24 protein-coding genes are annotated in these 20,336 nt (G+C 55.8%); 10 read left to right on the top strand and 14 right to left on the bottom strand.

Annotated elements, in window-relative coordinates; genetic code table 11:
• The first annotated feature begins 34 nt into the window (after positions 1-34).
• A complete protein-coding gene (locus tag TH30_RS01755; protein WP_114096364.1) occupies positions 35-271 on the top strand; it encodes a hypothetical protein in 237 nt (78 codons plus the stop codon).
• 141 nt (positions 272-412) lie between these two features.
• Complete coding sequence (locus TH30_RS01750; RefSeq protein ID WP_114096363.1) at positions 413-916, top strand: GNAT family N-acetyltransferase; 504 nt, start codon at positions 413-415, stop codon at positions 914-916.
• 30 nt (positions 917-946) lie between these two features.
• Here the strand turns inward: TH30_RS01750 and TH30_RS01745 are convergent, their stop codons facing one another.
• A complete protein-coding gene (locus TH30_RS01745) occupies positions 947-1,426 on the bottom strand; it encodes a MarR family winged helix-turn-helix transcriptional regulator (RefSeq protein ID WP_114096362.1) in 480 nt (159 codons plus the stop codon).
• 122 nt (positions 1,427-1,548) lie between these two features.
• Here TH30_RS01745 and TH30_RS01740 point away from each other — a divergent pair, with 122 nt between their 5' ends.
• From TH30_RS01740 to TH30_RS01725, 4 genes are all read left to right on the top strand, one after another.
• Positions 1,549-2,022 carry a VOC family protein gene (locus tag TH30_RS01740; RefSeq protein WP_114096361.1) on the top strand — a complete coding sequence of 158 codons (474 nt, stop codon included), beginning with the start codon at positions 1,549-1,551 and terminating at the stop codon, positions 2,020-2,022.
• Between the two features lie 64 nt (positions 2,023-2,086).
• The gene (locus TH30_RS01735) at positions 2,087-2,524 is read left to right on the top strand and encodes a YybH family protein (protein ID WP_114096360.1); all 438 of its coding nucleotides are present in this window, start codon (positions 2,087-2,089) and stop codon (positions 2,522-2,524) included.
• Positions 2,525-2,559: 35 nt separating this feature from the next.
• Positions 2,560-2,985 (top strand): VOC family protein, encoded by a 426-nt coding sequence (locus TH30_RS01730; protein ID WP_114096359.1) that lies wholly within the window; start codon positions 2,560-2,562, stop codon positions 2,983-2,985.
• Positions 2,986-3,068: 83 nt separating this feature from the next.
• The gene (locus TH30_RS01725; RefSeq protein WP_114096358.1) at positions 3,069-4,580 is read left to right on the top strand and encodes a YifB family Mg chelatase-like AAA ATPase; all 1,512 of its coding nucleotides are present in this window, start codon (positions 3,069-3,071) and stop codon (positions 4,578-4,580) included.
• A 102-nt stretch (positions 4,581-4,682) separates the two neighbouring features.
• Here TH30_RS01725 and TH30_RS01720 read toward each other — a convergent pair whose 3' ends face one another.
• Entirely contained in the window at positions 4,683-5,597 is a 915-nt protein-coding gene (locus TH30_RS01720) for a LysR family transcriptional regulator (protein WP_114096357.1), read from the bottom strand.
• Between the two features lie 112 nt (positions 5,598-5,709).
• Here TH30_RS01720 and TH30_RS01715 point away from each other — a divergent pair, with 112 nt between their 5' ends.
• The gene (locus TH30_RS01715; RefSeq protein WP_114096356.1) at positions 5,710-6,486 is read left to right on the top strand and encodes an SDR family NAD(P)-dependent oxidoreductase; all 777 of its coding nucleotides are present in this window, start codon (positions 5,710-5,712) and stop codon (positions 6,484-6,486) included.
• A gap of 12 nt (positions 6,487-6,498) precedes the next feature.
• Complete coding sequence (locus TH30_RS01710; RefSeq protein WP_114096355.1) at positions 6,499-7,485, top strand: aldo/keto reductase; 987 nt, start codon at positions 6,499-6,501, stop codon at positions 7,483-7,485.
• A gap of 153 nt (positions 7,486-7,638) precedes the next feature.
• Here the strand turns inward: TH30_RS01710 and TH30_RS01705 are convergent, their stop codons facing one another.
• The 7 genes from TH30_RS01705 to TH30_RS01675 all read right to left on the bottom strand — a co-directional run bounded on the left by TH30_RS01705 (position 7,639) and on the right by TH30_RS01675 (position 15,462).
• Positions 7,639-8,391 (bottom strand): ATP-binding cassette domain-containing protein, encoded by a 753-nt coding sequence (locus TH30_RS01705; RefSeq protein ID WP_114096354.1) that lies wholly within the window; start codon positions 8,389-8,391, stop codon positions 7,639-7,641.
• A 10-nt stretch (positions 8,392-8,401) separates the two neighbouring features.
• Positions 8,402-9,601 (bottom strand): alanine racemase, encoded by a 1,200-nt coding sequence (locus TH30_RS01700; protein WP_114096353.1) that lies wholly within the window; start codon positions 9,599-9,601, stop codon positions 8,402-8,404.
• A 21-nt stretch (positions 9,602-9,622) separates the two neighbouring features.
• Complete coding sequence (locus tag TH30_RS01695) at positions 9,623-10,606, bottom strand: ABC transporter permease (RefSeq protein WP_258548573.1); 984 nt, start codon at positions 10,604-10,606, stop codon at positions 9,623-9,625.
• A 68-nt stretch (positions 10,607-10,674) separates the two neighbouring features.
• Complete coding sequence (locus tag TH30_RS01690; protein WP_114096352.1) at positions 10,675-11,745, bottom strand: substrate-binding domain-containing protein; 1,071 nt, start codon at positions 11,743-11,745, stop codon at positions 10,675-10,677.
• A gap of 81 nt (positions 11,746-11,826) precedes the next feature.
• Positions 11,827-12,888: a substrate-binding domain-containing protein gene (locus TH30_RS01685; RefSeq protein ID WP_114096351.1), complete on the bottom strand. Its 1,062-nt coding sequence runs from the start codon at positions 12,886-12,888 to the stop codon at positions 11,827-11,829.
• A gap of 88 nt (positions 12,889-12,976) precedes the next feature.
• On the bottom strand, positions 12,977-14,251 hold the full coding sequence (locus tag TH30_RS01680) for a M20 family metallopeptidase (protein ID WP_114096350.1): 1,275 nt from the start codon (positions 14,249-14,251) through the stop codon (positions 12,977-12,979).
• On the bottom strand, positions 14,248-15,462 hold the full coding sequence (locus TH30_RS01675) for an ROK family transcriptional regulator (protein WP_114096349.1): 1,215 nt from the start codon (positions 15,460-15,462) through the stop codon (positions 14,248-14,250). The genes TH30_RS01680 and TH30_RS01675 overlap by 4 nt, the downstream gene beginning before the upstream one ends.
• A 259-nt stretch (positions 15,463-15,721) precedes the next feature.
• Here TH30_RS01675 and TH30_RS01670 point away from each other — a divergent pair, with 259 nt between their 5' ends.
• Positions 15,722-16,453 carry a ShlB/FhaC/HecB family hemolysin secretion/activation protein gene (locus TH30_RS01670; RefSeq protein WP_114096348.1) on the top strand — a complete coding sequence of 244 codons (732 nt, stop codon included), beginning with the start codon at positions 15,722-15,724 and terminating at the stop codon, positions 16,451-16,453.
• Between the two features lie 34 nt (positions 16,454-16,487).
• Here TH30_RS01670 and TH30_RS01665 read toward each other — a convergent pair whose 3' ends face one another.
• The 4 genes from TH30_RS01665 to TH30_RS01650 all read right to left on the bottom strand — a co-directional run bounded on the left by TH30_RS01665 (position 16,488) and on the right by TH30_RS01650 (position 18,733).
• Entirely contained in the window at positions 16,488-16,787 is a 300-nt protein-coding gene (locus TH30_RS01665) for a phosphoribosylpyrophosphate synthetase (protein ID WP_114096855.1), read from the bottom strand.
• An 87-nt stretch (positions 16,788-16,874) separates the two neighbouring features.
• Entirely contained in the window at positions 16,875-17,168 is a 294-nt protein-coding gene (locus TH30_RS01660) for a phosphoribosylpyrophosphate synthetase (protein WP_114096347.1), read from the bottom strand.
• Between the two features lie 87 nt (positions 17,169-17,255).
• Positions 17,256-17,747, bottom strand: coding sequence for a GNAT family N-acetyltransferase (locus TH30_RS01655; RefSeq protein WP_114096346.1), 492 nt, complete (start codon positions 17,745-17,747; stop codon positions 17,256-17,258).
• 245 nt (positions 17,748-17,992) lie between these two features.
• Positions 17,993-18,733 carry an SDR family oxidoreductase gene (locus TH30_RS01650; RefSeq protein ID WP_114096345.1) on the bottom strand — a complete coding sequence of 247 codons (741 nt, stop codon included), beginning with the start codon at positions 18,731-18,733 and terminating at the stop codon, positions 17,993-17,995.
• A 127-nt stretch (positions 18,734-18,860) separates the two neighbouring features.
• Between TH30_RS01650 and TH30_RS01645 the strand changes: the two genes are divergently transcribed.
• A complete protein-coding gene (locus TH30_RS01645) occupies positions 18,861-19,760 on the top strand; it encodes a LysR family transcriptional regulator (RefSeq protein ID WP_114096344.1) in 900 nt (299 codons plus the stop codon).
• A 10-nt stretch (positions 19,761-19,770) separates the two neighbouring features.
• Here TH30_RS01645 and TH30_RS01640 read toward each other — a convergent pair whose 3' ends face one another.
• Positions 19,771-20,280 carry an SRPBCC domain-containing protein gene (locus tag TH30_RS01640; RefSeq protein WP_114096343.1) on the bottom strand — a complete coding sequence of 170 codons (510 nt, stop codon included), beginning with the start codon at positions 20,278-20,280 and terminating at the stop codon, positions 19,771-19,773.
• Positions 20,281-20,336 lie beyond the last annotated feature (56 nt).

The following is a 20,336-nucleotide window of genomic DNA, read 5'->3' as shown; positions in this document are numbered from 1 at the left end:
TGCGATTTGGCCCCATTCGATGAAAAGAGCCTTCATGACCGAACCGACAATCACCAAAGCCATGCGTGAACGCGCTTGGGCCCGTGCCGCCCGCATTGACGGCGAGGACGCCCGCATTGTGCGCAAGCATGAAGCCAGCGGCATCACCATGAAAAAGGAAAGCTTTGGCAAGTTTCGCAATTTCGGCTGGACCGTTGTGAACGAAGAAGCTGTACCCTGCCGCAAGGAATTCCTGCCGCCGCGTGATGGGGCGGATAAAAGCGACGACTGATCGTTGCGAGGCCCTTTTCCTGTTTTTACTGCTGCCTGTCGGGCAAATGTGATGGGCCGTGAATTGACATTTGATCTGCCAGACGGCGCAATGGGTGCAAATCCCTTGCGCCTTTTTCTTTGATCATACTGGCAGGATGACATGTCAGAAAATGCTGCCTTGCCGCCATCGGGCATCTGCGACATCGCGTTTGTGCCCCTTGAGACCATCGCACCTGATGACATTATCGCCCATATGTCCGATCCGCGAATGGCAACGCATATGCCGTTGCTTGACGGGCCGTGGGATCAGGACAGCTATCAGCAATTTATGGCCCATAAATCGCAATATTGGCAGCGTGATGGGCTGGGGCATTGGGCAATCCTGTGCGATGGCGACTATGTCGGCTGGGGCGGGTTTCAAAAAGAGGGTGAAGACTGGGATTACGGGCTGGTTTTAAGGCCACAGAATTTCGGACTGGGCATGGTGATCACCCGCAAGGCGCTTGATCTTGCCCGTTCGGATCGGCGCATTTCCTCTGTCACGTTTTTACTGCCGCCAACCCGCACGAAACTGGGGGCGTTAAAACGCATGGGGGCTGTGTTTGACGGGCAGGTTAGCCATGAAGGGGCAGTTTTCCTGAAATACCGGCTTGATACTGCTTAGCCGGATCAGTTTTTCTGACGGGGTCGCAGCCTAGCGTTCCGGTTCCTGCGAAAGACTGATCAGATCGGCCAGAAGTTGTTGGGCGTTGGAGCTGGCAACCAGACTTTCGAGTTGATCCTGGGTTTCCTTCCAGACCGGAAAGGCGCGCACCAGAAGCGCCATGCCGTCCTTGGTCAGGCTGATCAAACGGCCGCGTTTGTCCTTGGGATCCGGGGTGATTTCAACAAGTCCGCGTCGTTCCAGCGGTTTGAGATTGGCGGTCAGCGTGGTGCGATCCATCGCCAGAAGATCGGCAACATCTTTCATATGTGGTGGTGCGGGCCGGTTCAGCGACATCAAAAGCGAATATTGCCCGCTGGTCAGATCAAGCGGGCGAAAGGCATCGTCAAACCGCCGGGCAATCGTACGTGCCGCCCGCCTGACATGCAGGCAAAGGCACGAGTCCCGCACCATAATGGTATCGGCAAACGGGATCTTCTGATCGCTGTGGTTGAAATCTTTTTTTGACATGGAATAATTATGTTGATATCAACGTATTTGTCAAACGGGAAAATCATAAAAGACTAATCAATCATCCGGTTTGAGTGTCGCCGCCGATCCAAATTCATTCTGCCCGGCAAGGAGGATGCCCCATGCAGAAAATAAGCCCCTTTTTGTGGTTCAACGGCAATGCCGAGGAAGCCGTCAATTTCTATGCTACGGTTTTTCCGGGCACGAAAATTGGCAAGGTCATGCGTGGCACGTCTGCCGGACCCGGTCCGGAGGGACAGGTTCTGACCATCGGATTTGAGTTGTTCGGACGGCAATTTACGGCCTTCAACTACCCGTCGGAATTCAAATTCACCGAAGCCGTATCCTTTGTCGTTGATTGCAAGGATCAGGCAGAGGTCGACTATTACTGGGATTGTCTGTCCGAAGGCGGCGAACCACGCGATTGCGGCTGGGTCCGCGACCGGTTCGGCCTGTTCTGGCAGATCACCCCGACCCGTCTGATTGACCTGATGACCGATCCCGATCCCGGGATCGCTGCGCGGGCGGCCACGGCGATGATGACCATGCAAAAAATCGATATTGCCAAGCTTGAACGTGCCTGTGCCGCAGGGTGAGGCTGCTTATCCCTCGTTCGTCAAACATCTGACCCCCTCGTGTCACCAACAAAGGATATGTCTGATGAAACATGCGACCAGCAAAGACTATCAGGAGATCAAAAACGTTTTTGACCGCTGGATTGAAGCGGCCAGTAACCGGAATGTTGATGCCATCATGGAACTTTATCACGACGATATCTGTTCCTATGACGCGGTCGGGCCGCTGCAAATTAACGGGCGGGCCGACTATTATGCCCATTGGCAAAGCTGCATACCCGATCAGGGCGACATGATTTTTCAATCACAGGAACCGGTTATCCGGGCGTCTGGCCATCTTGCGGTGGCACATTTCCTGATCCGGTGTGGCATTCGTAACCCGGATGGCAGCGAACAGGCCAGCTGGATGCGCGCCACCAGCCATCTTGAAAAGCAGGGTGGGCACTGGCGCATCATGCATGAACATTTTTCCGTGCCTTTTGATTGTGACAGCGGTGAAGCCCAGTTCGGGCTGGAGCCGTGACCCTTGCGACCACCTTTTTTACAAGGAATACCCCAATGAAACTGATCACTTATCTGAATTTTGATGGCAACTGCCGTGAAGCATTTGAGTTTTACAAATCTGTTCTGGGCGGTGAATTGATCATGATGGCCTATGGCGATACGCCGATGGCCGGAGACATGCCAGACCATAATGACAAGATCGCCCATGCCTGCCTGATGGGGGATGGCTGGCATCTGATGGCATCGGACTGCCCGCCTGGTTACTTCAGTCCGATGCAGGGCATGAATGCCTCGCTTCATTTTGAAAAGCCCGACGAAGCAAAGAAAATTTTCGATGCGCTTTCGGTCGGTGGCACGGTGACCATGCCGTTTGAGGAAACCTTCTGGTCGCCGGGTTATGGCATCTTTGTCGACCGGTTCGGCACGCCTTGGATGATCAATACCGAGATGCCCGCCGATGCGCAGGCAGGATCCGCCTAGTCCGCTGTTGATAAACGATTTGTTGCCCTGATCCCCGTTTCCCGTCAAAGTAATGCAACTTGTGGTTACGGGGATCAGCCAGCATGACAGCGCGGGTTACGACAGTTGCCTTTGCCGGAATTGAAACGATTGCCGTCGATGTTCAGGTGCAAATGGCAAGTGGCCTGCCGGCTTTTACGGTGGTAGGGCTGCCTGACAAGGCCGTTTCCGAGGCCCGCGAACGTGTGCGATCCGCCCTTTCCGCGATGGGACTGGCTTTGCCGCCCAAACGGATCACGATTAATCTGGCGCCAGCCGATTTGCTTAAGGAAGGATCGCATTTCGATCTGCCGATTGCTCTGGGCCTTCTGGCCGAAATGGATGTGATCGGCCATGAGGATATCGAGCGGTTTCTGGTGCTCGGCGAGCTTGGCCTTGATGGCAGTATTACCAAGGTTGGCGGGGTTTTGCCCGCTGCAATGGAAGCCGGGATGTGCGAATGCGGGATTATTTGCCCGCATGATAACGGGGCCGAAGCCCTTTGGGCCGGTGATCTGGAAATCCTCGCGCCCAAGACGCTGATCAGCCTGATCAATCATTTCAAGGGAACGCAGATCCTTGCCCGTCCGGTCCGCCATGAGGACGGCGAAATCAGCGAATTTCACGGCGACCTGCGCGATATCAAGGGACAGGAAAGTGCCAAGCGCGCGCTTGAGATCGCAGCCGCCGGTGGCCATAACCTTTTGATGTCGGGACCACCCGGATCGGGCAAATCCATGCTGGCCGCCCGCCTGGCCGGTATTTTGCCCGATCTTGATGCCAGACAGGCGCTTGAAACCACGGTGATCCATTCGGTGTCAGGATTGCTGCCTGCAGGCGGGCTTATTCGCACCCGCCCCTTCAGGCAACCGCACCATTCAGCATCCATGCCCGCCCTTGTCGGGGGTGGTCACCGGGTCAAGCCGGGCGAGATTTCACTGGCCCATAACGGGGTGTTGTTTCTTGATGAATTGCCGGAATTTCAGCGCAATGTGCTGGATGCCCTGCGCCAGCCGCTTGAAACCGGGCAGGTTTCCGTGGCGCGCGCCAATGCGCATGTGACCTATCCGGCACGGGTGCAATTGGTTGCGGCGATGAATCCGTGTCGTTGCGGCTATCTGGGCGATAATGATCTGGCCTGTACCCGTGCGCCCAGATGTGGCGAGGATTATCAGGCAAGGTTATCGGGGCCGCTTCTCGATCGCTTTGATATTCAGATCGAGGTCCCGGCGGTAAAGCCTGAAGAGCTTGATTTGCCAGACAATGGTGAAAGCAGTGCGATCATTCGCGAACGGGTGTTTATGGCCCGTGAACTGCAAATGTTACGATACAAAAACGAAAACATATCGACCAATGCGCTGGCCGATGGCGAAGTCCTGCAAGAAGCCGCGGCTTTGGATGCTGACGGGCGCGGATTGCTTCAGGATGCGGCGCGTCAGATGAAGCTCTCGGCACGCGGCTATCACCGTATTCTTCGGGTGGCCCGCACCATCGCCGATCTGGCCGGAAGTGCGGGTGTCAAACGCGGCCACATTGCCGAGGCGCTGAATTACCGGCAGATGGTTTATCGGCGCTAATCCATCATCGTTGGTGCTTTTTGCACCCTTGTCGCAAGACATTTGAAAGCGCTTGCCGCCTTGCCAAATCTTGCGTGCCGATCATTGGTGACCTGGGTGCGATCATATGCGCGACAGGCCGTTCTGTTTTCGGATGATATTGATCAGACCGCGCAAGCCCGGATGATTGTTGTGGCGGCTGCTGTAATACATATGGAAGGGATCATCAGATGATGCATAGTCTTCCAGCACGATTTCAAGCTGTCCGCTGGCAAGTTCATCCGCAATCCGTGATTCCAGCAGATAGGCCAGTCCAAGCCCGGCCTTGGCGGCCGAAATCGTGGTCGCCGTGTCCTGAATGGTGATGTGGCCGGGCACGCGATAGCTTTTCTGATCCTGGCCGGTGCCAAGTTCCCAAGGAAAACGCGAATTGTCACCCAGAAGAAGTTGCAGGCATGTGTGATTGCGCAGATCTTCGGGGGTATCGGGTTTTCCGTGCCGTTCAAGGTAGTTTGGTGCGCCTGCCACCACCCAGCGCTGGGGTCCGCTGAGGGCGACGGCAACCATGTCTTCCGGGACCAGATGCCCGTACCGGATGCCGGCATCATATCCTTCTGCGACAATATCAATCGGCCGGTTTTCAACAACAATGCCGAGGCTGACGTCGGGAAAGGTCTTGGCAAATTCAGGTAGTGCGGGGGCGATGAGAAGGTGTGCGGCATCGGAAAAGGCGTTGATGCGAACCTCGCCAAAGCTGGCGGCACCGGGCGCATCAAGCGTCTGGAGTGCTTCATCAAGCTTGTCAAACCCCTCTGCAAGCTTGGTTGCAAGGTCCTGACCCAGTTCGGTTGCCACGATTGCGCGGGTGGTTCGATTGATCAGCTTTACGCCAAGGCGGCCTTCCAGACGGCGGATAGCATGACTTGCCGCCGACGGTGAAAGCCCGAATTCAATGGCCGCAGCCTTGAAACTCTGGCGGCGGACAATCGCTAGAAACAGGCGTAGATCGGCAAACTCTGCGCGGTCGATTCCAGCCAAGTTGAACCCTATTCACTTTGTGGATGATTTCAATTCATGAGAAACCACACCACACCGGTCCGTGCAACAAGTAATCTGACCAAAAGTCAGACAATTTAGCCGGAGGAATACGATGAGTGATATTCAGGCAATCAGGATTCCAGACCTGATGTCGCGGCGTGTTTTGGTAACCGGGGGCTCAACCGGGATCGGGGCCGAGATTGTCCGGGGGTTTGCCGCACAGGGTGCCAAGGTTGCCCTTCATTACAATGAAAGCCGTGAAGCAGCACTTGCCCTTCAGGCAGAGTTTCCTGAACATGTCTTTCCTGTTCAGGGCGATATGAGTGTAACGGGTACACCAACGAAAGTTGTCAGGGAAGCCGCCCGGATGCTTGGCGGGCTGGATGGCCTGATCAATAATGCCGGTGGCATGCTCGGACGTGTGCCCACGACCGAGGTCGAACCCGAGCATCTTGACCGTGTCTTTGCCCTGAATGGCAAATCGGTCTGGGAAGCCACGGTGGCGGCGTATCCTTACCTCAAAGCGTCGGAAAACGGTTTTGTGGTCAATACGACATCAATTGCTGCGCGCAATGGCGGCGGCGGTGGTGCGGTGTTGTATGCGGCGGCAAAATCCTTTGTCAGCAGCCTGACACGCGGACAGGCAAAGGAATTTGTGGCAGACGGCATTCGCGTGAACGCTGTTTCGCCGGGTCTTATCCAGACGCCGTTTCATGACCGCTATACACCGCCTGATGTTCTTGCCGCGCAAAGCGCAACAGTACCGATGGGCCGCGTGGGCCGACCGGATGAATGTGTCGGGGCGTTCCTGTTTCTCGCCTCGAACGCCATGGCGGGCTACATCACGGGCCAGATCATCGAGGTCAATGGCGGCCAGTTAATGCCTTAGGAGCAACAATACATGAACTACAGAAAATTTGGTAAGACAGGGCGCACGGTCTCGGAAGTCGGTTTCGGTGCCTGGGCCATTGGTGGCGCCTGGGGCGATGTTTCAGAGGCTGACGCGCGTGCGGCCCTGCATGCCGCCCTTGATAACGGCACGACCTTCATTGATACCGCCGACGTTTATGGTGATGGCCGGTCGGAAAAAATCATCGCCGATGTCATGAAAGAACGCGGTGGCGAACGTCCGTTCATCGCAACCAAGGCCGGACGTCGCCTCGATCCGCATGTGTCCGAGGGCTACAACAAGCAGAACCTGACATCATTTGTTGAACGCAGCCTTAAGAACCTTGCGACGGATTGTCTTGATCTTGTGCAGCTTCATTGCCCGCCGACAGAGGTTTTCTATCGCCCGGATGTGTTCGAGGTGATGGAGGAAATGGTTACCGCCGGGAAAATCCGCAATTACGGTGTTTCGGTCGAAAAGGTCGAAGAAGGTCTCAAAGCCATCGAATATCCCGGCGTCGCGTCGGTTCAGATCATTTACAACATCTTCCGCCAACGCCCGTCCGGACTTTTCTTCCGCGAGGCAAAAGCAAAGAATGTCGGGGTCATCGTCCGTGTGCCGCTGGCATCGGGCCTTTTGACGGGAAAGATGACAAAGGAAACCGCCTTTGCCGCTGATGACCACCGGGCGTTTAACCGCAACGGCGAGGCGTTTGACAAAGGCGAAACATTCGCCGGTGTGCCGTTTGATGTCGCGCTTGAGGCTATTGAGGAAATCCGCCGACTGGTTCCGGACAATATCACCATGGCGCAGTTCGCCCTGCGCTGGATTCTGATGGAAGAGTCGGTTGGTGTTGTGATCCCGGGGGCAAAGAATGCAGCCCAGGCAGCAGCGAATGCGGCGGCAAGTGATGTTGCGCCACTGTCGCCGGAAGTGATCGGCGAACTGCGCAAAATCTATGAGCAGCGCATCGCCCCGCACGTCCATCATTTGTGGTGATCAAACGTTTCCATCGGCTGTGAAGAGCCATGATGCAGATAAAGGGGTACCAAGCCGTTGGTATCCCTTTTTTGCGTTTTCGGACGGCAAAAGCGGGGCCGTGTCGTTGAGTGATCGACAGATGGTTTGTTGCCGGTAGTTCAATAACGGTTTTTAAGCGGCATCCTGCTGTTGCAGGCCGGTAATCATGCCGATGATTTCGTTTTTATCTGTCTTGGCGGTTTCGCGAATGCCGATCTGCTGGCCGCGACGCAGTACACAGATGCGATCGGCCAGGCGGAAGACCTGATCAAGGCTGTGGCTGATGATCAGAACACCGATATTGCGGGCCTTGAGCGATTCAACAATTTCCTCGACCTTGGCGGTTTCGGCAACCCCAAGGGCTGCGGTCGGTTCATCCAGCAGGATGACCTTTTTGGCCCAGCGGGTCGCACGGGCAATCGCCACCCCCTGACGCTGCCCGCCCGAAAGATCGCGGATGGTCGCATGCGGACTTGGAATGCGAACATCAAGTTCGTCGACCAGCTTCTGGGTTTCGGCAATCATGGTCTTGCGATCCAGAAGGCCAAAACGATTGGTGATTTCGCGCCCCAGGAACATGTTCATATAAACGCTTTGCTGATCGGCAAGGGCAAGGTCCTGATAGACCACCTCGATCCCGTGGGATCGGGCGATTTCGGCACTGGCCATCGAGACAGTTTCATCCTCGATCGTGATCGTGCCGGAACTCGGCGCATACACGCCCGATATGATCTTGATCAGGGTCGATTTTCCTGCGCCATTGTCCCCGACAAGGGCGACGATCTCGCCGGGATGGATATCAAGCGAGAAGTTTTCGATGGCCGTTACGGCACCGAAATGCTTTTGAATGTCTTTAAGGCTCAGGACCGGTTTTTGGCTGTTCATCCCTAATCTCCTATACCGGCCAGGCGGCTGTTTCGCCAAAGCTGTTTTCAATGGTTTCGACAACCGGATTACCGGTCGAAATGCCCGATACACCCACCACATAGGCGCGTGTGACAAAGGCCTGCCCGCGGAACCCGAACACGGCGGTATCGCCCGGTTTCGGGGCCTTTGGCCCGGTGGCATCAATCATCGCGTAATAGTCGATCATGGAGGGTGGCGGGACTTCAACGGACCGAAGTGCGGTGCTTGCGGTGGTCGGTTCATCGGAAACGATGGCCTGCACGTCATAATCGGGGAAGATCGGATCAATATAGAACCCGCCGCCAAAGCAATATGCCTTGCCACCCGAAAGATGCGAGACCTCGGTCAGATAAAGAACCGCTGGCAGTTCGGGCAAATCTTCAACCACATGCAGGGCGGTGGTGCCATGAATGCCGTTGCCCGGTTCGCACTGGGTCGCGCCTGCTTCGGCAAGACCGGCCAGAAGCACCGATGACGTGGTGCCCGGTGCATTAATTTCGATATCAGAACGACCACGTTTTGCCAGTAGGTCGGCTGCCTTGGCAAGCGTACCCAGATTTTGGGTCGGCAGGACCTTGCGGCTGTCATGATCAAATAGCAAGGCGGGGAATGTGGTGATACCGGCAAAGCGCCCGCCATCGAGATCATCAAGGAAATCAGCAACTTCTGCGATGTCATCCGCAGCAAAGCCGCCTTCATGGCCGCGATAGAATGTATCCCCCTCGGCATGGATGCGGGCCAGAAGATCCTGAACATAACCGGCCTTTTTGGCCGCCGATGCGGCTTCACGGGCCTTGATGTCGTTAAAGACGGTCCAGTAATCCGGGCGGAACCGTTCGGCTGCGGCGTCGGCTTCGAACTTTGCTACCTGTTGCAAATGGCCAAGATGGCCAACCCGCAATCCGGCATTATGGGTTGCACGCGCACACGCCATGTCGACCGCGACAGACCGGTCAATACCGCCACGCATGACCGCATGCGAGAACGAACTGGCGCGTCCGACCTGCTTGGTCATGGCAAAGATTTTAAGGCCGTGCTTGTCGGCTTCGGTCTTAAGGGTGCGGGCATTGGCCTCGACCGCATCAAGATCAAGGATATAGGCATTTGCCGGAACCTTGCCGTCGCGGTGAAGGGCCATGGCGGCTTCGATGAATTTCGGGTTGCGGCGACGCAATACATCAAGAAACATTTTTTGCTCCTGCGTTCTGGATTACCGCGCTTTTTCGCGCAACGAGACAGCAACCGCCGCCAGAATGATAAGACCCCGGACGATCATCTGATCGGAAACGGAAAGCCCCATCAGGATCAGCCCGTTATTAAGCATCCCCATCATCAGTGATCCGATCAGCGCGCCAATAATCGTGCCCTTGCCGCCATGAAGAAGCGTGCCGCCAACAATGACTGCGGCAATCACTGTCATCAGATCAGATTCCCCAAGGGTATATTTGGCGGCCTGCAAGCGCCCGGCATACAGCAGTCCAGCAAGACCGGCGAGCGCACCCGAAAGGGTCAGGACATAAAGGCGAATGCGCGCGACCTTGATGCCTGAAACGCTGGCAGCGCGCGGATTGTCACCGGTTGCCAATACATGCGCGCCAAAACGGGTTTCACGGTAGATGAAATGTCCGATGGCAACCGCCATCACCGTCCACCAGATCAGGGACGGAATGCCAAGGAAGCTGCCCGAGCCAAAGAAACCGGCGAAATCAAGATCCATAACCGGGATCGAGCGCAAATTGGTCATGGATCGCGCAATCCCGGCAAACAGCCCCATGGTCGCAAGGGTCACCAGAAACGATGGCAAACGGACAAAGGCAACGACTGCACCATTGACTGCGCCTGCGACAATACCGGTCGCCATGCCGGCAAGAATACCGGCTGTCATGCCATATTCATTCATCACGACGGCGGCTGCCAGCGCAGACATGGCAACGATGGAGCCAAAGGAAAGGTCGATCTCGCCAGCCGAAAGCACAAAAACCAGACCAATGGCAAGGATGGTCGCCGGTGCGGTTTGCAACACAATGTTCGAAAGGTTTCTGACCGACAGGAACCCGTTATCACCAAGAGTTACGGCAAAGAACAGGAAGATCGCCAGAAAGCCGAAATAGACGACATATTGCTGCAAGTTAAGACCAAGTGCGACGCGGATAGCAGCGGGTTTCTGTGCAGAGCCAGATTGGGGACTGGACACGGAAGTCTCCCTCCTAGGATGTATTCAGGGAATGCAGGCACACCAGTCGGGTACGCCTGCATGCGCGCTTATTTCAGGCTGTCGGCAATGGTTGCCGGGGCCTCTTTGGACAGAGACTGTTTCCATCCATCAAGAATGTTGTCTTTGGTGACTGCAAGCGAATCCACAACAAGAAACGGTGGTGCAGATTTGCCATTGGCGGCATTTGCCGCCGCCGCACGGGCAGCTGTTACACCAATGTTATAGGCCTCATCGGCAACAATGGCGGCAAAGTTCCCACCGGAAATCATATCGAGTGCCGCCGGTTCATTCAGATCAAGGGTCACGATCTTGGTGTCCTTGTTGCCCATCGAACGAAGCACGGCCAGGGCTCCGAGTGCCGGTTCGGCCCAGGTGACATAAATGCCATTAAGATCGGGGTTCTGGATCAGCATGCCATGGGCGATTTCTTCGCCAAGGGCGGGATCGGCAATTCCGGCTTCGGCGGTGATTGACATGTCTGGATAGTCTTTTTCAATCGTGGTCTTGAAGGCATTGTCACGCTGATTGGTGACGTAGAAGTCGGCATCGTGGAAGATATAACCAACCTTGCCTTTGCCACCGAGTGCAGTCGCCATTGCATCGGCTGCCTTCTTGCCCATCTGGAACAGGTCATCGGATACGATTGTCACGTAGTCCTTGCCGTGGACATAGCCGGTCGGTGCGTTATCGACAAAGGCCAGCGTTACACCGGCATCGCGTGCCGGGTTATAGACCGCAGCAGCACTTGCCGGGTCGACCGGCAAGGACAGGATGATGGACGGGTTTTTGGCCATCACGGTTTCAACATCGGCGCGCTGACGGGCGGTATCAAAACCGGCATCGGTTTGTGCAATGATTTCAATACCAAGGCGCTTGAATTCATCCTGTGCGCCACGATTGACAGCATCGGTATATTCGCTCATTTCATGCCAGACGAGGGCCGCGGTGAGATTGCTGCCCTTGATGGCATCAATTTCCGCATCATCAAGCTGAATGCTTGCAGCCGGGGTAGGCTGTTCGCCGTTCGGGCCGACGGTTTGGGCAGATAACGGACTGGTGACGGCAATCGAAACCAGGATCGAGGCAAGCCAAGGCGAAAAGGTTTTGAGGGATCGCATGTCCGAACTCTCCGAAAAAACGTGGTTTGACGAGGGGCCGCCCGCCCGGGGCAGACGACCCGCTGCAAAGTCTGTTTCGCCCTAGTTCAGGGTCTTGATCACGGATTCCGGTGCTTCGCGGTTAAGCGATTCTTTCCAGCCTTCAAGCACATTGGCCTTTTCGACTGTCAGTGCCGGGGCCACGATAAAGGCCGGGGTTTCTTCACCCAGAAGCGCCTTAAGGCCGGTTGCCGCCATTGCGCGGCCGAGTTCATAGGCCTTGTCGGCAACAATCGCGGTGACATTGCCATCGCGTACCATGTCAAGCGCGACCGGTTCGGACAGATCAAGCGTCACGATTTTGGTGTGTTTGTTGCCACTCGCACGAAGGGCGGCCAGAACGCCATCTGCCGGTTCGGCCCAGGTGACATAGATGCCGTCAAGGTCCGGGTGCTGAAGCAGCATGGCAGATGCCAGTTCCTCGGCGCGGGCCGGGTCGGTAATGCCCTGTTCTGCAACGATTTCAATGCCCGGATAGTCTTTTTCGATTGTAGTTTTAAAGGCATTGTCACGCTGGTTGGTGACGTAATAGGTGGCATCGTGGAAGATCCAGCCAACCTTGCCCTTTTCACCGATATCCCTGGCAAGGGCATCTGCGGCCTGTTTGCCCATCTCGAACAGGTCATCGGTGACGATGGCGGCATAGTCGCTGCCATGTTCGTAGCCGGATGGCAGGTTCGACAGGAAGACCAGCTTGGTATTATTGGCAACCGCCTCGCGGAAGGCTGCAGCCGAGGTCACCGGATCAAGCGGCAGGGCAAGGATCACGTCGGGTTCAGCGGTAAGGGCGGTTTCAATGTCACTGCGCTGACGGGCGGCATCAAATCCGGCATCGGTGGTCACTGCGATTGAAACGCCTGCCTTGGCGAACTCATCGGTGGCACCAGCCGAAACCGCATTGATGAAATCAGACGAGGTATGCCACAGCAAAGCGGCCTTGAGGCCCTTTTCCTTCAGGCTGGCAAACTCGGCGTCCGACAGGGTGATTTCGGCACTTGGCGTTGCGGTTTCGCCGTTCGGACCAACGGTCTGGGCATGGGCGAGTGCGCTTGTCATCATGATACCGGCGATCAGACCGGTTTTAAGCAATCCCTTGATCAGCATGAGCCATTCCTCTGATAGATAATGTGTTTTTTGTCTTGTTTGGTCTTGTTTTTGGTCGGTTCTGGTGGTGGTAAGCTGTCGCCTGGTCTCAGTCTGCAACTCCGCAATAACGTGCCATAAAGCAGGCAAAGGCGACGATGCCTGCAAAATATTCTTCGATATCAACGCGTTCTTCGAATGTGTGGCAGTTGCGGATATCACCGGGCGCGCAATAGACCGCCGGTGTGCCCAGCTCGTTGACAAAGAACGGGGTTTCCGACCAGAACGGCGCGCCTTCAATGGTGCCCCGTCCTGCCATCGCACCAGCGACAGCCTCAGACAAAGCGCGCACTTCGGGCAAAGTCGGGTCGATCTCGGCGGCTGATCCACCAAGCGGATGATCACGTCCGGCCGGATAGCTGATCGCAACTGCAATATCGGGATCAACGATGGCGCTGCGAATGACGTCTTCCATTTCGCGGGCCGCATCATCCAGGCTTTCGCCCGGCAACAGTTTGCGGATCAGCGACAAAGAACATTCTTCCGGAACCGCAATGAAACCGCCGCCGGTCAGTCCGGTGATCAGAAGGAAGCCCTCGCCGATCAGGTCGTGATGCCCGCGCGATTTCAGGTCATCCGAATGCGACCACAGTGCGGACATGACGGAATGTGCAGCTTTCAGTGCATCCTTGCCCAGTTCCGGCACCCCGAAATAGGCCGATTTCCCGGTGATTTTGATATCGGCGATGTAAAAGCCGATCTGGGCCGGATAGACCGCAAGACGAGTTGGTTCGACATAGACTGTAAAGTCAGGCTTGGCGATCTCGCCCGCTTTGATGCGGTTGGTGTAATCCTTGACCCCGGCCGAGATGCCCGATCCGGGCTGACCGCTTTCTTCATCGCCGACATAGGCAAAGGCAAGATCGCCTTTAAGCCGGATACCCGCTGCATCCAGAAGGCTGAGTGCTGCAAGCGATGCGCAAATCCCGGCTTTGAGATCACCGGATCCCCGGCCCCAGACTTCACCGTCGATCAATGGCGCACCAAACGGATCTTCGCGTTCTGTACCCTGCCAATGTTCGCGCCAGCCATCGACATGGACCGTATCGGTATGACCGATAAACAGAAGTCGTTTCGATGTGTTATCGGAATGACTGGTGGTCCCTTTGCGCTCTCCCCAGATATTGGGGCGACCGGGTTCAAACTCGGCGGTTGCGATGGCTTCAATACCGCGCTTTTCCATCTGGCTGGCAAGATAGGCGACGAAGTTGGCTTCGTTTCCTGTAATGCTTTCAGCCCCGATGGCCCCCCGGAACAGGTCAAGCGCATCATCGCGATCAAGCAATTTGGCCAGTCTGGTGTGCAGGTCGGATGTCTGGGTCATTTCCCGGCTCCTTGCAGCGATACCGAGCTGGCCGGGGGCAGGGAAATGCGCCCGTCCGGGGCATCAGCCCCGAAAAAGGTATTATGAAGATGGCCAAGCCCGATGGCCGCAGCCCCGATGATGGCGGCGCGCTGATGCAGGTTGCTGGGCACGATTTCGACCGGTTGGGGCATGATCTGGATCAGGAATTTTTGGGTGCGCGCAATCAGTTCCGGACGATCACCGATGGAACCGCCAAGAATGATCTTTTCCGGATTGGCGATGGCGGCAATTGCACCCACCCCAAAGGCAAGATAGCGGGCCGTTTCATCAAGAACCTGACTGGCGGCTACTTCGCCGCCATTGGCGGCATCAAAGATTTCGGGCACTTTGACGTCACGTCCGGTCAATGCCTTATAACGCTGGACCATTCCGACCGAGGCCACAACACGTTCATAAGCTCCGGCCCGAATGGACTCGCTATCAAACGGGTCTGCACCGAATGGCAGGAAACCAAGTTCGCCAGCCGCATTCCGGGCGCCCCGCACCAGTTCGCCATTCACCATCAGGCCGCTGCCGATCCCGGTGCCCAATGCAATAAAGGCCAGATTATCAATGCCCTGGCCTTCACCGAGCCAGTTTTCACCCAGAACAGCCAGATTGACGTCATTTTCAAGCATGACATCAAAGCCGAACGCCTCCTCAAACGCGGCAAAGACATTCATGTCTTCAAAACCGGCAATATTTGGCGCCAGCAGAACCCGACCGGTTTTCGGGTCCGGGGCACCGGGCACGCCGATAACTGCAAGGCGGATGCGGTCGCGGTCGATCTTCTGGTTGCGGGCCGCTTGCCAGCACAGTTCGGCAATCTGGTTGACCAGATCCTGACCGCCACGGGGATCGGTGGGAGCGACTTCCTCGGCAAAGACCTGACAGGCCAGATCGGCAATGGCGACGCGAACCTTGGTGCCGCCAAGATCAACTGCGGCAATGAAGGCAGCGTCAGGGATCAGTTCATAGGTAACAGCAGTACGACCGATATGGCCGCCGGTGCGCCCGGTTTCCTGTACCCAGCCGGCTTCTTCAAGCTGACGGACAATTTCGGAAATCGTCTGTTTTGACAGACCGGTTTGTTTGGCAATGGATGCACGCGAAATCGGACCATTCTGGACGATGGTCTCCATTACTGCACGCTGGGAAAACTTCCGGGAAATGCGCAAAGTTTCGCTCACCGGCCTCTCCTGATGATCTGATTTTTATTTGGTTTATTTAATTCGTTCTGTTACCGAACTATCTATATCAGAAGAAGGGATGTCAAGCATGATATGCGCGGAAATCACATATTCATGATGTGCAGGTTGAATTTTATCCCTGGAAAGATTCTGTATAGTGTGTTGAAAAGTATGAAGATTAGTCGTCAGCCCGATCAGGCGGAGATGTGATTCTCCGCTTGAGACGGTCGGAGCCTATACCGACCAGCTGAATTTCAGTGTGCCGTTCAAATCAAGTGATAACACCCTGCTCTATTCCACCACGCCGGTTACAGACAATGTGACCCATGTCGTCCAGGCCGAGGCCGGCTATTCCGGAAATTATACGATGGATGGCACAACGTTCGGATTTGGCGGCACCATCGTTGCCAGCCCCGGTGGCCTGACATCGCGAAATGAGGATCAGTATTTCAATACCAGTCGTTCGGGGGCAAAGGCCAATTACCTTATCGGCCGGGGGGCCTTTTCCTTTGCCACGCCCTTGCCCAATGATTTCAGCCTGCATGGATCGGTCAATGCACAATTGGCATCCGGTAATCTTCTGGGAAGCGAACAGCTCATGATGACTGGTTCATCTGCGGTGCGCGGCTATCAGGATGGCAAAATTTATCGCGATGAGGCAATTGTTGGCCGGTTTGAGTTGCATGCTCCGTCCTTCGGGCTTGTCGATTTGCTGCCCGGACTGTCGCAAAATCTGGCCGATATTGATCTTCCGGCTCAGGACAGCCTGACATTTCTGACATTTGCTGATCTGGGGGCTGGCCGGAACAAGTTTCCGATTGCTGGCGAGGATTCCACCGTCACTGTTGCATCAGCCGGACTGGGCCTGCGTTATTTCCTCGGACCGTTAATCTCGGTCTCGGCGGATTATGGCTGGGAGCTTGCCGATAACGCAGACGTCATTACCGACCGTTCCAGCCGACTTCATTTGCAAGTGACAATTGGCTATTAGCTATTAGCTATTAGCTATTAGCTATTAGCCCTGTCTAGCTGTTCGCCCGGTTTCGGCGCAGCTGATCGATGATGCGGGCCTTGTGCGGGTCGGTATGGAATGAATCCGCGACGATCATGATCCCTTTGGTGCCGTCTTTGGCCTCGATCATGAAAAGTGTTGCATCATCGCCCGGATCGGTACCGTGATCGGTGCTGTTGGAATGGACAAGTCGCAGTTCGTCGGCGGCATAAAGATGACCGGTGCCGTCGCTGCGCACACCATCGCGTTCGCACATGAAATGATGGGTAAAGCCGTGTTCTTTGGCATTTGCCTGAAGATCGGCAAGGGTCATGGGAACCTCCGTGATCGAAATTTCCTGATACAGGTAAAACGTCACAGATGTCAGGAATGTTCCGACACATGACAGGTGCGCGACAGATCAGGACGGACGACGGCGCAAATGATCGACCAGATCGGCCTTGTCGGGATCGGTATGGAAACTGTCAGGGACAATCAGCATGCCGCGTGTGCCGTCGGCGGCCTCAATCATATAAAGGGTGGCGTCATCGCCGGGATCGGTGCCGTTATCGACCCCACGACTGTCAAGGATCGTCAGGTCATCGGCATGGTATTTTGCCTGTTTGCCATCACAGAACACATGATTGTTACGGGCACTGAACAGATGGATGAAACCGCGTTCACGGGCCATATCCTGCAATTCGATCAAATTCATGATGGTGCTCCGATCCGTGCTTGAAGGGACTGGTACAGTCTAGCAGAAATTGACCGCAATGTTATTGCGCAAGCGCAAAGCCACAGATTACGGCATCTGGCCAAGCGCCATTTTCATGCCTTCGTGGCTGGCGACAAAGCCAAGCCGTTCATAAAACCGGTGGGCATCCTTGCGGGTTTTATCGGTGGTAAACTGGATCAGTACCGCGCCAAGTGATTTCGAAATCGAAATGGATTCTGTTATCAGTTTTTCACCGATCTTCTGACCGCGCACCTTGCTTGAGACCCGAACCCCTTCGATCTGGGCGCGCAATTGTCCGCGCCGCGACAATCCGGCAATCAGGGTCAGCTGCAGACAGCCGACAATCTCGTCGCCCAGAATGGCCAGAAAATATTTGTTGGGCAAAGCGTCGGTCGATTGGGACTCCATCGCATCAAAGGCCTGATAATAGGCATCGGGCAATGGATCGGCTAATTCCTCGCGGGTTTTGCCTTTTTCATCGTCGGCCAAAAGCGCAACGATGGCAGGTAAATCTTCGCGGGTGGCATAGCGAAACGTGAGGTTGGTGCTGTCTGACATGGGGTCCCTTTCATTGGTGGCCGGGCATCATGGCCGAAAGGAAGCTTTTGCGGCAAGGGTGATTGAACCGGCAAAAGTTATCACATCGCGTGGGGGCCATCGCCAAACGGCAATGACGCCGCCCGATACAAAGGATCAGGCGACGTCATTTGCCAGTCTTTCAGGAATTTGGGCCAACGCAGATACGGGGTTGGGGGGCTATCTGCGCAGTTTATTGATCCCTGATTGCGGCATCCGGGTGAAAATCACGCCAGTCCGCCATTGGCACGAATGGTCTGACCATCAACCCAGCCGGAATCGCGCCCGGCCAGGAAGGAAACGACACCGGCGATGTCGTCCGGTTGCCCAAGCCGCTCCAGAGGCGGCATCTTGGCAAACTGGGCGATCTGTTCATCGCTTTTGCCATTGAGGAACAGCTCGGTCGCAACCGGACCCGGGGCAACGGCATTGACCGTGATATGACGACCACGCAATTCCTTGGCATAGACTGCGGTCAAGGCCTCAACCGCGGCCTTGGTGGCGTTATAGACTGCATAGCCTGGTAATTTCAGATGCAGGGCGGTGGTCGAAAAATTGATCACCCGGCCATGATCGCGCAGATGTTTGGCCCCTTCGCGCAGCATATTGAAGGTGCCGCGCACATTGATATCCATCATCGCGTCATAGGTGGCGTCATCCATGTCGGCAATCGGCTGGGTGGTCATGACACCGGCATTATTGACGATGACATCCACCCCGCCAAATTCGGTGATGGTCTTGTCAAACAGGGCGGTGACCGCATCGGGGCGGGCAATATCGGCCCCGATTGCGATGGCCTTATGCCCGTCGGCTTTCAGGCTTTGGGCCAGTTCCTCGGCCGGGATGGCAGAGTTGGCATAATTGATAACCACGGCAAAACCATCAGCGGCAAGACGTTTGGCAAGGGCAACGCCGATCCCGCGTGCGGCTCCGGTGATGATGGCGGTTCTGTTTTGATTGGCAGACATGAAAAGTCTCCTTGGATGGGGTGACAACCTCAAATGTGATGAGCGCACTATGCCCCGGATGACTTTTCGGATAATTACCCTATATTCGAATTGACTGTTCGAATTTCATCAACAATTGGAATCTGTGATGGACCGGTTCGAAGACATGCGCAATTTCGTCCGGGTGGTCGAGCGCCAAAGCTTTACCAAAGCCGCGGGCGATCTTTTGATCCCGCGCGCCACCATGACCAATTCGATCCAGCGCCTTGAAGATCGGCTGGGGACGCGGTTGCTTGAACGCACGACACGCACGGTAAAGCCCACCCATGATGGTGAGGCCTATTATCATCGCTGTGTGCAGATTCTGGCCGATCTTGACGATGCCGATACCAGCTTTACCAATCCCGATCCGAGGGGATTGCTTCGGGTCAATCTTCAGGGGACCCTTGCCAGAACCTTTATCATTCCCGCCATTTCCGAATTCAAGGAGCGCTATCCGTGCATCAATCTTGTGATTGCCGATGGCGACCGGTTTGTCGATCTGGTCCATGAAGGGTTTGATTGCGTGTTGCGCAGTGGCGATCTGGCCAGTTCATCCATGATCGGGCGGCGTTTGACGCTTTTGCGCGAAGTGACCATCGCAAGCCCCGATTATCTTGCCCGCGTTGGCATTCCCGAAACCCTTGATGATCTTGAGGCGCAAGGCCATCAGATGGTTTGCTTTCTTTCGGGGGCAGATGACAAGCCAATCCCGCTTGATTTTGTGGTTGCGGGCAAGGTGCGTGAAATCTCCCTGCCGCCCAGCATTTCGGTCACCGGTGCCGATACCTATGCCGCCTGTGCGGCGGCCGGGCTTGGCCTTGTTCAGGTGCCGCGCTATCGCGTTGCCGATGATCTTCGATCCGGGCGGCTTGTCGAAGTTCTGCCCGAATATCCGCCCGAACCGATGCCGGTTTCCGTTCTTTATCCCCAAAACCGGCAGCTTTCAGCACGTGTGCGGGTCTTTGTCGACTGGCTGACAGAGCTTTTTGCCAGAACCGAATTCTGATGACCCGGATTTAGCAGGCGTCACCGGATTGCGTGTGAAGGGTTTTGATCCGGTTTCGCAATGAAACCAGATGGGCCTGCCAATACTGGGTCATCATCGGTTTGAAGCGGTTGTCGTTCAGACCGTTGCGCGCCGGATGGGCGGCAGACAGCTTTTCCAGACCCAGATGCTCAAGCGTGATGCGGGTTTGATCGCCTGCCGGGGCAAAGCGGATATCGACAATGGTGGCGGGTTCATCATCGGTGGCAGCTGGCCAGCGCCAGTCAAATGTCAGCCGTTTGCCCGGTTCGAACCTGGTGACTTTCCCGGCCTCGATGACGAAATCCGGTCGGCGCTTGTCGGCTTCCTGAATGACATAGGTCCCGTCCTTTTGCGCAAACTGCATGATACCCGGCCGGATACCGATCAGCCGGTTGCGCGGGCCCTGCTTCCACCAGTGATCAATATCGGTGATGAAGGTCTCAAAGGCGGTCTCGGGATCGCATTCAACACGAAGGGCAACGAAGGTCTTGGTCGACATTTAAAATCCTGTCTGAACGGGGCTGGCAGGCAATGCCTGTTCTTTTCAGAAAAGGC

It is taken from the genome of Thalassospira profundimaris, assembly GCF_003326795.1.
Taxonomy (GTDB): domain Bacteria; phylum Pseudomonadota; class Alphaproteobacteria; order Rhodospirillales; family Thalassospiraceae; genus Thalassospira; species Thalassospira profundimaris_C.
Note: the sequence above shows the minus strand (reverse complement) of the source record. Positions and strands in the feature narration are given on the sequence as shown.